Source organism: Lysobacter capsici (assembly GCF_018732085.1).
Taxonomy (GTDB): Bacteria; Pseudomonadota; Gammaproteobacteria; order Xanthomonadales; family Xanthomonadaceae; genus Lysobacter; species Lysobacter capsici_A.
In genome coordinates this window covers 947,087-960,648 of sequence record NZ_CP076103.1, presented here as the reverse complement: position 1 = coordinate 960,648, position 13,562 = coordinate 947,087, and the positions used below count along the sequence as shown (strand labels likewise).

General features: G+C 68.5%; 14 protein-coding genes. 6 read left to right on the top strand and 8 right to left on the bottom strand.

Annotated elements, in window-relative coordinates:
- Positions 1–23 precede the first annotated feature (23 nt).
- Together KME82_RS03920 and accC are read left to right on the top strand one after the other, a co-directional pair.
- The gene (locus KME82_RS03920; RefSeq protein ID WP_215497362.1) at positions 24–479 is read left to right on the top strand and encodes a four helix bundle protein; all 456 of its coding nucleotides are present in this window, start codon (positions 24–26) and stop codon (positions 477–479) included.
- On the top strand, positions 469–1,836 hold the full coding sequence (gene accC / locus KME82_RS03915; protein WP_036111370.1) for an acetyl-CoA carboxylase biotin carboxylase subunit: 1,368 nt from the start codon (positions 469–471) through the stop codon (positions 1,834–1,836). Before KME82_RS03920 ends, accC begins: the two co-directional genes overlap by 11 nt.
- Positions 1,837–2,290: 454 nt before the next feature.
- On the opposite strand, the gene KME82_RS03910 is transcribed toward accC, so the two are convergent.
- From KME82_RS03910 to KME82_RS03900, 3 genes are all read right to left on the bottom strand, one after another.
- Complete coding sequence (locus KME82_RS03910) at positions 2,291–2,761, bottom strand: hypothetical protein (RefSeq protein ID WP_345777965.1); 471 nt, start codon at positions 2,759–2,761, stop codon at positions 2,291–2,293.
- Entirely contained in the window at positions 2,758–3,777 is a 1,020-nt protein-coding gene (locus KME82_RS03905; protein ID WP_252255618.1) for a hypothetical protein, read from the bottom strand. Before KME82_RS03905 ends, KME82_RS03910 begins: the two co-directional genes overlap by 4 nt.
- A 278-nt stretch (positions 3,778–4,055) precedes the next feature.
- Positions 4,056–5,114 carry a hypothetical protein gene (locus KME82_RS03900; RefSeq protein WP_215497361.1) on the bottom strand — a complete coding sequence of 353 codons (1,059 nt, stop codon included), beginning with the start codon at positions 5,112–5,114 and terminating at the stop codon, positions 4,056–4,058.
- A 90-nt stretch (positions 5,115–5,204) separates the two neighbouring features.
- Between KME82_RS03900 and prmA the strand changes: the two genes are divergently transcribed.
- The 4 genes from prmA (at position 5,205) to KME82_RS03880 (ending at position 8,555) form a co-directional block, all read left to right on the top strand.
- Positions 5,205–6,125, top strand: coding sequence for a 50S ribosomal protein L11 methyltransferase (prmA, locus tag KME82_RS03895; protein WP_215497360.1), 921 nt, complete (start codon positions 5,205–5,207; stop codon positions 6,123–6,125).
- A 27-nt stretch (positions 6,126–6,152) separates the two neighbouring features.
- Positions 6,153–7,241 carry a DUF3426 domain-containing protein gene (locus tag KME82_RS03890; RefSeq protein WP_215497359.1) on the top strand — a complete coding sequence of 363 codons (1,089 nt, stop codon included), beginning with the start codon at positions 6,153–6,155 and terminating at the stop codon, positions 7,239–7,241.
- A 121-nt stretch (positions 7,242–7,362) separates the two neighbouring features.
- Entirely contained in the window at positions 7,363–7,635 is a 273-nt protein-coding gene (fis, locus tag KME82_RS03885; protein ID WP_036111375.1) for a DNA-binding transcriptional regulator Fis, read from the top strand.
- A gap of 179 nt (positions 7,636–7,814) precedes the next feature.
- A complete protein-coding gene (locus tag KME82_RS03880) occupies positions 7,815–8,555 on the top strand; it encodes a hypothetical protein (protein WP_215497358.1) in 741 nt (246 codons plus the stop codon).
- Positions 8,556–8,838: 283 nt separating this feature from the next.
- On the opposite strand, the gene KME82_RS03875 is transcribed toward KME82_RS03880, so the two are convergent.
- The 5 genes from KME82_RS03875 to KME82_RS03855 form a co-directional block, all read right to left on the bottom strand.
- Positions 8,839–9,276, bottom strand: coding sequence for a tetratricopeptide repeat protein (locus KME82_RS03875; protein ID WP_215497357.1), 438 nt, complete (start codon positions 9,274–9,276; stop codon positions 8,839–8,841).
- A 438-nt stretch (positions 9,277–9,714) separates the two neighbouring features.
- Positions 9,715–10,674 carry a phosphatidate cytidylyltransferase gene (locus KME82_RS03870; protein ID WP_215497356.1) on the bottom strand — a complete coding sequence of 320 codons (960 nt, stop codon included), beginning with the start codon at positions 10,672–10,674 and terminating at the stop codon, positions 9,715–9,717.
- Entirely contained in the window at positions 10,671–11,351 is a 681-nt protein-coding gene (locus KME82_RS03865) for a lysophospholipid acyltransferase family protein (RefSeq protein WP_215497355.1), read from the bottom strand. Before KME82_RS03865 ends, KME82_RS03870 begins: the two co-directional genes overlap by 4 nt.
- Entirely contained in the window at positions 11,348–12,046 is a 699-nt protein-coding gene (locus KME82_RS03860) for a CDP-alcohol phosphatidyltransferase family protein (RefSeq protein WP_215497354.1), read from the bottom strand. Before KME82_RS03860 ends, KME82_RS03865 begins: the two co-directional genes overlap by 4 nt.
- 13 nt (positions 12,047–12,059) lie before the next feature.
- Positions 12,060–13,562 carry a TIGR04222 domain-containing membrane protein gene (locus tag KME82_RS03855; protein WP_215497353.1) on the bottom strand — a complete coding sequence of 501 codons (1,503 nt, stop codon included), beginning with the start codon at positions 13,560–13,562 and terminating at the stop codon, positions 12,060–12,062.

Sequence of the window (13,562 nt, the reverse complement as noted above, 5' to 3'; positions counted from 1 at the left end):
GCCGATCACGACGGGAATCGGGAATGGGGAATCGGGAATCGTCAAAGCGGCCCCACGAGGGCCTGGAGGTCTGGCGCGATGCCATGGATCTCGTCGTGGCGATTTATCGATTCTCCGTCTCGTTTCCCGAAGCCGAGCGGTTCGGACTGACGGCCCAGATGCGTAAGGCCGCCGCGAGCGTGCCGTCGAATATCGCCGAAGGCGCGGCGCGGCGTTCGACCCGGGAGTACCTGCGCTTTCTCTCGATCGCGCGCGGCTCGCTGGCGGAACTGGACACCCAGCAACAAATCGCCGTGCGCCTGGGCTTCACCGAAGCGTCTTCGCCACTCAACGACCTCATTGATCGAGTCTTCGCAAAGCTGACGGGCCTGATGAACGCACTCGAGAAACGAGACGAATCATCGAGAGCCCGCACGCCCGCTGTGCCGACTCCCGATTCCCAATTCCCCATTCCCGACCGGCCACCTCATGCTCGATAAAGTCGTAATCGCCAACCGCGGCGAAATCGCGCTGCGCATCCTGCGCGCGTGCCACGCGCTCGGCATCCGCACGGTCGCGGTGCATTCCACCGTCGACCGCAACCTCAAGCACGTGGCCATGGCCGACGAATCGGTCTGCATCGGGCCGGCGCCGTCGTCGGACAGCTACCTCAACATGGCCTCGATCATCGCCGCGGCCGAAGTCACCGACGCCCAGGCGATCCATCCGGGCTACGGCTTTCTCAGCGAGAACGCCGACTTCGCCGAGCGCGTGGAGCAATCGGGCTTCATCTTCATCGGCCCGCGCGCCGAGACCATCCGCCTGATGGGCGACAAGGTCGAGGCGATCCGCGCGATGAAGGAAGCCGGCGTGCCTTGCGTGCCCGGCAGCGGCGGTCCGCTCGGCGACGACAACGCCGCCAACATCAAGATCGCGCGCGAGATCGGCTACCCGATCATCGTCAAGGCCGCCGGCGGCGGCGGCGGCCGCGGCATGCGCGTGGTCCACACCGAAGCGCACCTCAACGCCGCGATCCAGACCACCAAGTCCGAAGCCAAGGCCGCGTTCGGCAACGACATGGTGTACATGGAGAAATTCCTGGAGAACCCGCGCCACGTGGAGATCCAGGTGCTCGCCGACGGCCAGGGCAACGCGATCCATCTGGGCGAACGCGACTGCTCGATGCAGCGCCGCCACCAGAAGGTCGTCGAGGAAGCGCCGGCGCCGGGCATCACCGTCGAGCAGCGCGCGGAAATCGGCAAGGTCTGCGTGGAAGCCTGCATCCGCATCGGCTATCGCGGCGCGGGCACGTTCGAGTTCCTGTACGAGAACGGGCGGTTCTATTTCATCGAAATGAATACCCGCATCCAGGTCGAACATCCGGTCACCGAGTTGGTCACCGGCATCGACCTGGTGCGCGAGCAGCTGATGATCGCCGCCGGCCGCAAGCTGTCGATCAAGCAAAGCGACATCGTGCTCGACGGCCACGCGATCGAGTGCCGCATCAACGCCGAAGACCCGGAAACCTTCATGCCCTGCCCGGGCCTGATCCAGCACTTCCACGCCCCGGGCGGCCCGGGCGTGCGCGTCGACAGCCATATCTACGAAGGCTATCGCGTGCCGCCGAACTACGACTCGATGATCGGCAAGCTGATCGTGCACGGCCCCGACCGCGACACCGCGATCGCGCGCATGCGCGTGGCCCTGAGCGAAATGGTCGTCGACGGCATCAAGACCAACATCCCGCTGCAGCAGCGCATCTTGTCCGATGCCGGCTTCCAGCAGGGCGGCATGAACATCCACTACCTCGAAAAGCGGCTCAAGGAGCAGAAGGAGAAGACGATCTCGATCGTCTGAGACTTCATGCCGACGATCTCGATCGCCTGAGAGTTTCCACCGACGATCCCATCGTCCGAATCGCGCCGCGAAAACACGAAGGCCCGCATCGACGATGCGGGCCTTCGTCATTTCAAGATCGCCGAATGCCGCTTCATGCAGGAGCGGCGTGAGCCGCGACTGCGAAACGTCACCGGCCGGCGATCGTCCGGGTGCCGTGGCATGCCCCCCAAAAAATCCGGGAAGAAGGGCCATCGCACGCAGCAGCCGTAATCGCCCCGCCAAAGCGCTTCGTAATGAACCACAGCCATTGCCGAGCACAAAAAAACCCGCATCGACGACGCGGGTTTTGAAGGTTTCATTCACTCGGCTGCGCCGCGGCCCTCAGCGTGACGCCGCCCCTACGCGCACTGCGCGCGCGCAGCCCCCTCGCGCCGCGCCGATCGGCGCACGCACGACGGCCGCACGCCCCGCCTCAGCGCAACGTGGGCTCGACCCACGCCGCCATCTCCAGCACGTCGGCTTCGGTCAGCTCGGCCGCACCCGGCACGTTGCGGTGCGCGGCGGTGGCCGTCTTGCCCTTGGCCTTGCCCGGCGCCGGCACCTGGGTGCCCGGAATCGGCTGGATGCCGCCGGTGGACGAGGCGCTGACGACCATCACGTACTCGCTGGAACCGTCCGGCCACATCACCTTGAAGGTGCTGCCCGGCGGCAAGGTCGAGAACGGCGCGCCGCTGCGCGCTCGATAGACCGCCGCGATCTGCGCCGCGCTCAACGAGCGCTGTTCGGCCTTGGAGTCCACCGAGGTCACCGCCACCTGCGACAGGTCGCGGTACTCCTCGCCGAACACGTCGATCATCACCCCGGCCGCGCCGACCGAGTAAGCGCTCAACAACAGCGCCCAGAAGCCGATCTTGGCCGTTTTCATGAAGTGCTCGCGTTTCATTGCACCATCCTCTTTTCGCCAGTCAGCGAATCGACCATTTCTTCAACCACTTGTGCCCCCTGACGCGGGATCGCCGCGTCGTATACGAACCCGGCGAAATCCTGCTCGGGGTCCTGCGAACAAATGCCGCCGTTGGCGCAATAGGAGGTCATCAACGACCCCTTCGCGCTGCAATCCTGGCCGAGCTTGCACGCGGCCAGTTGCCACGCCAGTTCGGCGAACTGAGTGCCGGCCGCGCGGGTGTAGCCCGAACTGCGGCCGTTGGCCGCGATCCCCATGCCCGGCGACAGCGCCGAAAACGCTTCCGGGTCTTTCGAACGCACGACCCGTTCGACCAGGTCGTTGCGGTATTCCTCGGTCTTCTCCAGCGGTTTGCCGGCCGCGAGCAGCGAGGCTTCGGCGGGCAGGCTGCCACTCTTGGCCGCCTCCACGCGCTTGACCAGGATCATCGAGAAATTCAGCTCGTCCTCGGGCACGAAGCGCGCGCAGCGCGAACTCACCCGGCTGCGCGCGGCGACCATCGCCGCGGAGGTGCGCAGTTTCATCGCCTCGATCGCGCGGGTGTCGTTGCCGTAGTCGACCGGCGCGTTGGCGTAATTGGCGCAGTAATCGTAGACCCGGGTCAGCAGCCAGATCGCTTCGGGCTCGCCGGCATCGGCGCGCGAACGCAGCGATTGCGCGAACGAATACAGATCGCGCGCCTGCTCGAACTGCTGACGCAACGGCGATTGCGCGATGCCCTGCGGCGCGCGGCGCGGGCCGGCGACCGGAATCGAGTCGTCGCGGCCGACATCGCTGGCGCGCGCCGACGACGCCGCCGGCGAAGCGTAGGCGTGCGCGTCAGCCGCGGGCTCGGCGCCGGCGGCATCGTCGGGGCCGCGCCGGCTGGCGTAGACGAACGCGCCGGCCAGCAAGGCCAGGCCGACGATCGCGACCAGCGAACGCCCGCCCACACGCCAGGCCGCGCGCGGTCCGCGCGGGGCTTGCTTGTAGCCGGACGTGTAGGTATCGGACATCAAGTGCGTGACTCGCGACCCGGGTTGGCGTGACCGCGATGCGAGCGACCGGCGCGGTGCCGATCGTCCGCGGCGCGGACGCGATGCCCGCCCCGTCGGACCGGTCGCAGGGACCCGTCCGGCGCCGGCGGCGCATCGTTAAGGCGTCGATAATAAGTCAAGCGCCGCGCAGATGCCCATCGACACTCAATAAGTGATGAGTGTCACCCTTTGGAATGTGCGACCGCCGAGGGACCGGGCTGGTGCCGAAGCGAGCCGGTTTGTCGCCTGAACGGGGCTCAGCCGGCCGCCGGGGCGGCGCACAGCACCGAATAGCCGGCCACGTTGGGCCAGTTGGCTTCGGCCTGGTCGACGCCGGCCGGGACGTACTCGCCCGCGGTGGTCAACTGCAGCGCGTCGCCGGCGGCGTTGCGATAGTGGTAGTTGCAGTAGCCCATGCCGGTGCCGGCGCAGCCTTCGACCTCGGGGAAGCCGAGCCCGCGTAAGGCGTCGCGCATGCCGTCCTCGCCCTCGTCGGCGGCGGGGTCGGACGGGCGCGCCTGCCAGCCCTGCGCGAGCAGGCGCTCGCGCGCGAGCGGCAGCGCCAGCGCTTCGAGCCGCGGCAGTTTCGCGCGCTGGCCGCAGAAGCTGTCCATGGCCGGCAAAGCGGTCAGTTCCAGACCGCCGTCGGCACCGACCACGATTCGCGCAAGCTGGCGGCCGTTCCAGTCGCCGACCCGCAATTCGGCATCGGCATCGTCGCGCCGGGCCAGCTGGCTCGATTCGGCCGAGGGACCGGGAACGCCGTCCTCCAGCGACTGCAGGCCGCTGTCGGACGCCTCCTGGCCCGCCTGGGTGTCGACCACCTGCACGACCGGCCGGCCGTCGCGGAACAGCAGCACCTGTCCGTCCGGAAACACGCAGCCCATGCCGGCCAGGTGAGTGCCGGCGCGGGCCACGCCGACGGCGCGGTAACCGGCCCAGTCGCGTTCGGCGAACACCGTCCAGCCGGCCGCCTCGGCCGCGCGCGCCTCGGCCGAGACCGTCGCCTGCGCGCAGTCGCCGGAGGCTTCGCCGCTGTCGGCCGCGGCCTTGGGCAGCGGCGGCAGCGCGTCGATCAGGCGCAGGCGCAGGCCGTCGACCTCGCCCTTGACCGTCAGGCCCTTGGCGGCCGGCGTGGTGGCTGCCGGCGTCGCGCCCGCCGGCGCGGCGGGCGCCGCCGAGGTCGCCGTACCTTCGCGGTTGCAGGCCGATGCGCCCAGCGCGATCAGCGCAGCCACGGCCCAGGCCAGCGGCCGCAAAGACGGCACGCCGCGAGCGGCGACGAGGAACGAACGGCGGATCGGCGTGGATTCCATGGCGCATTGCTCCTTGAATGTGCGCGCACGCTATCTGATCGCCGCGAAACGGGTCAATAATGGCCGCCGCTTTCATTCGCCGCCCGCACGATGCCCTTTCTCGAACTGACCCTGCGCTGCAGCGAAGCCGAACAACCGCGCTACGAAGCCGCGCTGGACGACGTCGGCGCGCTCGCGGTGACCATGCTCGACGCCGATGCCGACACCAGCAACGAGCACGCCATCCTCGAACCGGGCGTCGGCGAAATCCCGCTATGGCAGTCGATGGTGCTCAGCGCGCTGTTCCCGCACGACGCCGACGCGCTGGTGCTGCTGGCCGCGCTGGAGTCGTTCGATCCGGGCCTGGAATGGACCCAGGTGCGTTTCCGCCAGGTCGAGGACCAGGACTGGGAACGCGCGTGGATGGACCAGTACGTGCCGCTGCAGTTCGGCCGCCGTACCTGGATCGTGCCGTGGAATCACGACCTGCCCGACGGCGCCGACGCGGCCGACGCCGCGGTGGTGCGGCTGGACCCGGGCCTGGCGTTCGGCTCGGGCACCCATCCGACCACCGCGCTGTGCCTGGGCTGGCTCGACGGCCTGGCCGACGAGGGCGAACTCGCCGGCCGCCGCGTGCTCGATTTCGGCTGCGGCTCGGGCATCCTCGCCCTGGCCGCGCTCAAGCTCGGCGCCGCGCACGCGGTCGGCGTCGACAACGACCCGCAGGCCCTGCTCGCCACCGACGACAACGCGCAGCGCAACGGCGTGGCCGAACGCATCGAGGTGCATCTGCCGCCCGACGAACCGCTCGCGCAGTACCCGGTGGTGGTCGCCAACATCCTCGCCTCGGCCTTGATCGCGCTCGCCGACACCCTGGCCGCACGGGTCGCACCGGGCGGACGCATCGCCTTGTCGGGCATCCTCGCCGGCCAGGAAGACGAGGTGCTCGCGCGTTACGCGGCCGACTTCGAACAATTGCGCGCCGACCGTCTCGAAGACTGGATGCGCGTCACAGGCATACGTCGGCGCTGAGCGCGACGGCATGATGGAATAAGGCCAATGTTCGTCGCCTGCCCTCACTGCGGTTATCTGGTTGCGCTGGTCGTGGCCCAGGACGGTCCGACCCGGACCTGTCCGCGCTGCGCCGGCGCGCTGCAATCGCAGGACGTGGCGAACGGCGACGACGATGCGGCGAGCGCGGCGCAAGCGCCGAACGAAGACGCGCATGCGGTCGCGCCGCAGAGCACGCCGGTCGCGGCGACGACGGCGAACGTCGCTGCCGACATCGACGACATCGCCAGCGTGTTGCGCAAGAAACCGCACAAGAGTCCTGTTGAGATTCCCGCTGCGCCTTCGGCATCGACGCGCGCGATCGATGTTCCGGCGGCGGCCGAGGTCGGTAATCAAACTGCCGATTCCATTACCGATTCCGTTGCCGATGCGAGCACCGACGCCGCACCGAGCAGCGACATCGCCGCGGACGATATTCCGTCCACGCCACCGGCAACGCCGGCTACCGCATCGCCACCGGCCGACGCCGCGCTGACCCCGCTCAGCGCCGCCGTGCCGATCGAACGCAAACGCACCGCCAAGCGCGCCGGCAAATCCGAAACCGCGGTGACCACGGCCCGGCGCGCGCCGAGCTTCGCCCGCCAGCACGCGCGCGCCAGCGCGGCGACACCGCGGCGGCATTGGAGCGGTCCGCTGCTGATCGGCGTACTGGCGATCGCGCTGGTCCTGCAATTGCTGCTCGCGCAACGCGACGAACTCGCCGCCGACGCGCGCTGGCGGCCGCTGCTCGCGCAGCTGTGCGGCGTGCTCGCCTGCGAGATTCCGCCGTGGCACGAACCGACCGCGTTGACCATGCTCAACCGCAACGTGCTGCCGGTCGCAGACCGCGCCGGCGTATTGCGCGTCAATGCCAGCTTCCGCAACGACGCGCGCTGGGCGCAACCGTGGCCGACCCTGGTGCTGAGTCTGGAGGACGTCGATGGCCGCCGGGTCGGCCAGCGCGCGTTCTCTCCAAGGGATTACCGCAAGGGGTTTCGGGCGGACGAACGGATCGCGCCGGGGCAGAGCGCCGCGGTGCAGTTCGACGTGCTCGAACCGGCCCCGCACGTGGTCGCGTTCACCTTCGATTTCCGTTGAAATTAACGCCGTCGCGTTGTCTGCCGCGACCCCGGCGCGCTAGACTCCCGGTCCCGTCGTCACTGCGCGCAGTGCGCAACTGGCACATCCCGGCCGACGGAAACCTGCTACGGGGAAGCACTTGAACGCACTCAACGACCGCAACGAAGCCGCCCGCACCGGACCCCGGGTGCCGCTGCGCGATCACGTCGCGACTTCGATCCGTCGTTACCTGGGCGACCTCAACGGCAGCGGCACCGAAAACCTGTACGAAATCGCGCTGCGCGAACTGGAAATCCCGCTGTTCGCCGAAGTGCTGCAGCATTGCGACGGCAACCAGAGCCGCGCCGCGGCGATGCTGGGCATTCATCGCGCCACCCTGCGCAAGAAGCTACGCGAGTACGGGCTGGAATAAGCGCCCGGCCGACTTCGCCGCCCGCGCCGAAGTCCGCACCGTTTGCGCCGGACCACACGCCGCGTCGCGCCGTTCGCTTTGCCGAACCCGTCTTGTTTTCTCGGCGACGGCACACCGCGACCGAGGCCATCGGCGGCATGCGATCATCGCCGCGACTTCATTGCATGGAATGCATGCCGATGCACGATCTCACCCAGCCCGGCGCGGTCCTGCGCCCGTTCCCGGACGCCGAGGACGTGTTCGCGCCCGGCCAGGAAACCCTGGCCCGGCACCTGCATCCGCTGGTATCGATCGACCTGGCCGCGGTGCGGCCGCAATGGTCGGGCTGGCTGCACCTGCTCAGCCCGCTGGAGCCCTGCGACGGCCTGGTCGGTCAGTACACCGAAGACGAATTCCACGCGCCGCTGCTGCGCAGCAACTGGATCGGTTTCGCGGTCGAAGACGGCCGTTACCGCCTGCTCGGCGATCCGCGCTATTTCCTGCTCGAACGCAGCCTCGAACAGACACCCGCGGAGCTGCACGCGGAACGCGCCGAGCTGGAACGGCATTACGAAATCGAAAACCGCGCCTACCAGGCATCGCGCGACCACTACCGCGAGCACGGCCGGCTGGTGCGGCTCAACCGCTTCGGCAACGGCCCGTCCAAAGACGCGACGCCGCAGGAGTTGCTCACCCAGCTCGGCGGCGTCGCCGAATCGGGCTACAACTGGGAAGAGACGGTGGAATTCCCGCTCGAACACGGCGTCGGCGCGGGCGAGCACGGCGAGGACGTGGTGTGGCCGCTGAGCCCGAGCGGCCGTCGTTTCGAACACGTGGCCTCGGTGCCGGGTTGGCACTACCGGCATACCGGCGCGGACTTGATCGTGCTGTTCTACGAGCCGGTCGAACAACTGGCGTTGTTGACGTTCGATTGGAGTTGAGGCGATAGCTGCGTCGCTCGGCTCGGCTTGGCTTGGCTCGGCTTGGCTCGGCTTGGCTCGGCTTGGCTTGGCTTGGCTTGGCTTGGCTTGGCTGTCGATTTTCGAATGCGCTGCGCGAACTGGAAATCCCGCCGATCGCTGAAGTAATGCCGAAGTGCGCCAGCATTGCGATCGCAACTACAGCCGCTCCGCGGAGATGGCGCGCATTCGTCACGCGGCCCTGCACAAGAAGTTGCGAGCGCCGGTTGGAACAAGCGGCGCCGTCCGCGTTCCCCGCCGGCAGTTACAGCTGTGCGCGAGTCGCCAGAAACGCCAGATACTTGGGATCGTCTTCGGCGAACCGTTCCGCGCCGCCGCCCATGTACGCGCGCATCAGTTCGTCGGCAGCCGCATCGGGCTCGCCGGCGTCCAGCAATACCTGCCCCAGACGCAGATGGATGAAGGGATTGCCCGGCCCGCCCGGGCAGCGCAGCGCGTATTCCAGCACCGGACGCGCGGACTTGAGATCGCGCAGACGGAAGTAGCAATCGCCGATCGCGGTGAGGATCCAGGTCGACGCTTCCCAATCCTTCTTCGGTTCGGGCACCCATTCCCAGGCGTCGTTGAAGCAGGTCACCGCGGCGTCGAAGCGCCCTTCGCCGACCGCTTTGTTGCCCGCCTCGCATAGCCGGTTCAAGCGTTCGTAGACGGCGTCGTCCATTTGCAGCGAGGGTGAGGTCATTGGGGGCTCTGCGGGGTTGCTGCTTGTTGGTTGTGGCGCCGGATCAAGGGACCGCGTTTCTTGCTCGGGCGGGCGGCTAGCGTACGTCGGGTTTGCGATGATCGCGTTGCCATCTATGGCGCGACGAGCGCGGGCTTTGGATTGGCCGGTCGTGCTGCCGGACTGGCGCATGCGTGGTGCGCGCGTACGGCGCTTCTTCCAAAAACGCGCTGCCATCCATAGCGCAACTGGCGCGGGCTTCGGATTGCCCGGCCCGGCCATCCTTGGCCGGTCGTGTAACCGAACCTGCGCGCGTGCGTGGTGCGCGCGTACGGCGCTTCTTTCTGAAACGCGTTGCCATCCATGGCGCAACTGGCGCGGGCTTCGGATTGCCCGGCCCGGCCATCCTTGGCCGGTCGTGTAGCCGACGCGCGAGCCAATGGCTCGCAAGCGCGTCGGCTACACCCACCAATACCGAATCAAATGGAAGAAGACCGGGGCGGCGAAACATACCGAGTCCAGACGGTCCAGCACGCCGCCGTGGCCTTCGATCATGTGGCCCCAATCCTTGATCCCGCGATCGCGCTTGATCGCCGACATCACCAGGCCGCCATAGAAGCCCATCAGGTTGATGACCAGCGCCAGCGCCGCCGCCTGCAACGGCGTGAACGGCGTGATCCACCACAACGCCGCGCCCAGCGCGGTCGCCGACGCGACGCCGCCGACGAAGCCTTCGACGGTTTTCGACGGCGACAGCTTCGGCGCGATCAAGCGTTTGCCGCACAGCTTGCCCCAGACGTACTGCAACACGTCCGAGGATTGCACCACGATCACCAGGAACGCGATCAACAGCAGATTGCGTCCCTCGTAACCGGGAATATGCAGATTGATCAGCGCCGGCACGTGGGAAATGCTGAACACGCAGATCATCAGCCCCCACTGCACCTTGGCGGTGCGCTCCAGATAACGCGTGGTGTCGCCGCCGATGGTCGACAGGATCGGCAGCAGCAGGAACGCGTAGACCGGGATCAGCAACGTGTACAGCCCGTACCAGTCGATATAGACCAGCCAGTACTGCAACGGCAGCGCCACGTAGAACGCCGCGAGCAAGGCGTAGTAATCGCTGCGCCGGGTCGGGGTAAGTGTGATGAACTCGCGCAGCGCGAACAGCGAGACGATCGCGAACAGCACGATCATGCCGACCCGGCCGATCGCGAACGCGAGCCCGACCACGATCGCCATCACCCACCATGCGCGAATGCGCGCGACCAGGTTGGCGACCACCTGGCTGGGCGCATCGCGGGTCTTCCAGCGCAGCCACTCGGCGATCGCGGTCGCGATCAGCAACACCCCGGCGACGCCGGCGAACAACAACACCGAGTGCGGCCATTCGCGCACGAAACCGATCAGATCGTTCATTCCGCCGCTCCGTGGCGGGTGTTCGCGTCGCCGGTCGCAGCGCTGCCCGCGGCATGGCCCGAGCCGTGCTCGGACAAGGCCAGCAAGGCGTTGCGCGCGCGATCGAGAAACGCCTGTTTGTCTTCGTCGGCGTGCAGACGCAAGGTCTCGCCGAAGGTCGCGGTGCACAGCAGCGGCAGCGGCAGGACCTTGCCCTTGGGCATGACCCGGGCGAGGTTGTCGATCCACACCGGCACGAATTCGAGCTCGGGCCGCCGGTGCGCGAGGTGATACAGCCCGCTCTTGAACGGCAGCAGCGGCTCCTCGCCCTGGTTGCGCGTGCCTTCGGGAAACAGGATCAGCGAACTGCCGCCGTCGACCGCCTCGCACAAGGTGTCGATCGCGTCGCGCTTGCGCTGGGCCGGGTCGCGCTCGATCAACACGCCGTTGAACACTTCGCGGATCAGATAGCGACGCAAGGCATCGCGCTGCCAGTAATCGGCGCCGGCCACCGGCCGCACCTCGCGCCGCAACGCCGGCGGCAGGGCCGACCAGATCATCACGAAATCGCCGTGGCTGACATGGTTGCCGTAGTACACGCGGTGGTCCGACGACGGCGAGCAGCGCCACAGCGCGCGCGCACCGGTCAGCGCGCGGATCGCGCCACTGAAGCTGCTGGCGAGCAGGTTCGAAATCATCTGGCCTCCAATTCGCGCACGATCGAACGCAGGCGCAAGGCGATGGTCCAGGCCGCGCCGAGCGCGACCGCGGCCAGGGCGGCGGCGAGCAAGGCTTCGACCCACTGCGTCCATCCCAAGGCCAGCCCGATCGCCGACAACAGCGCGGCCAGACTCATCGCGATCATGCGCATGCGCCGCGACATCGGCCCCTGCGCGTGCTCGCGCAAGCCGCAGGCCAGGCCGAGCACGCGCACGTAAGCGGTACCGACCGACAGCAGCGACGCCGCCCAGCCCAGGTCGCTGGCCCAACTCAGCCACGGCGCTAGGCCGTAACCGACGCCGAGGAAAATCAACGCATCGGCGAGCCGGTCGGGCGCATCGCTGTAGACCTCGCCGGCCTTGCCGACCATGCCGCCGCGACGCGCGAGCAGACCGTCGAGCCGATTGCACAGCATCCGCCCTTGCAGGCAAACCGCCGCGAACAACAGCAGCACCACGCCGGCCAGCGGCGGGTCGCGCAGGGCGAAGAAGAACGACAGCCCGGCCAATGCGGCCAGACCGATCGCGAACAAAGAGATGCCGTTGGGCGTGGCGCCGCGCGAACGCAGCCGCGCGGCCAGGCGTATGCGCCAGTCCGGTCGCGGCGGTTCGCCCGATGCGGACGGCGCCGGCGCGCGCTCGTCGGACGGCCGGGGATCGTGGGGGTCGCTCATGCTGTCGCTCCGTTCAATCGCCACCGCCGCCGCAACCGCCGCAGCCGCTGGACCCGCAACTGCTGCCGCCGCTGTCGCTGCTACCGCCGCTGTTGCCACTGCTGCCGCAACTGCTGCTGCCGCCGCTGCCGTCGCTGCTGCTGGACACCGGCGTGCGCAGGGTGTGGTAATCGACCAGCGCGCTGTCGATCAGGCCCGCCGTGCCCATCAACGCGACCCGCGCGCCGGCCTCGGCGTCGCTGGATTCGCGGCGCTTGGCCATGGCGCGGTCGGCATCGTGCAGCGCCCAGTCGCCGGCGCGCGAACGCCGCTTGGCGTAGGCCCAGCGGACCAGCGCCAGCACACCCGCGAACGCGGTGAGCACCACCAGGAAGCCCACCGGCTTGCCGCGCTCCAGGCCGATGAAAATCTTGCCCAGGCCGAATCCGATCAAGGCGACGATCGGCAGCGTACCCATCAGACGCGCGCACAAGGCCCGTCCCGAACTCATCCACCATCCCTTGCGCTGCAGGTGCTCGCCCAATCCGGCGTAGTGCTGCTTGAGCGCGCCGAGGGCGTCGTCGAGATTCTGCCGGCGCTGCACGATCCACATGGCTTCGCGCAGCGATTCGGAAAGAGGCGGTTTGCCGCCGTCCGGGTTCGCGCGCAGCCAGGCGCCGCTGCGCGCCGCGTCGCGGGCGTGACCGGCGAAATCCAGGCGCAGGGCATCGCGGTCGAGCAGTTCGACGATCGCCACGTCCGCGGCGCGTTCGGCGCCGTCGGCGAGGAAGCCCAGTTCGACCGGGTCCTCGCCCTTGACGCTGCCGCGCCGGTTGGCGCCGCGCACGCGCCGCTCCAATGCGCCGCCGAGCGTGAACACGCAGCCGATCGCGGCGATGTAGAACGCGAGAAACTGAGAGCCGCGCCATTGCAGCGGGTCGAAGTCCGTCGACACCGACACGCCCCAGGCATAGGCCGCGGCGCAGGCGACGCTCCAGATCCACACCCAGCGACCGGCGCCGCGCGGCGGCGAGGTCCACGGCGTGACGAATCGCAACGGCGTGCGCCGGCCCGAAGACGGCTGCGCGGTCGCGGCCTGCGCCGCGCGCGACAGCGTCGGATACGGCCATTGCGCCGCCGGTGGATCGCCGAAGAAACGCTCGTAGCTGATCCAGGTCTCGCGGTACTGCTGTTGATGCCGCTCCTGCTCCTGCGCGCCGCCGAGCGAGGGCGCATGGTGCAGCGATTGTTCGAGCACCTGCGGACAGAAGCGCTGCCAGTAGTCGCGGGTGTCGGTCATGTGCGCGTGCCAGACCTGATCGATCAGTTCGCTCGGCGTGACCGCATGGCCGGCGGCGATCGCGAGAAAACAGAAGCGCCGGTATTCCTCCAGCGCCGCCTGCGCGCCCTCGCGGGTGGTCTGGCAGGTGTGGGCGACGCGGGTCAGAAAGGCCTCGTGGTGTTCGCCGCCGAAATCGTATTGGTGCAGGCGCTGCCACAGCGCGCGCCGCGGCGCGGTCCACACGTTCTCGTCCAT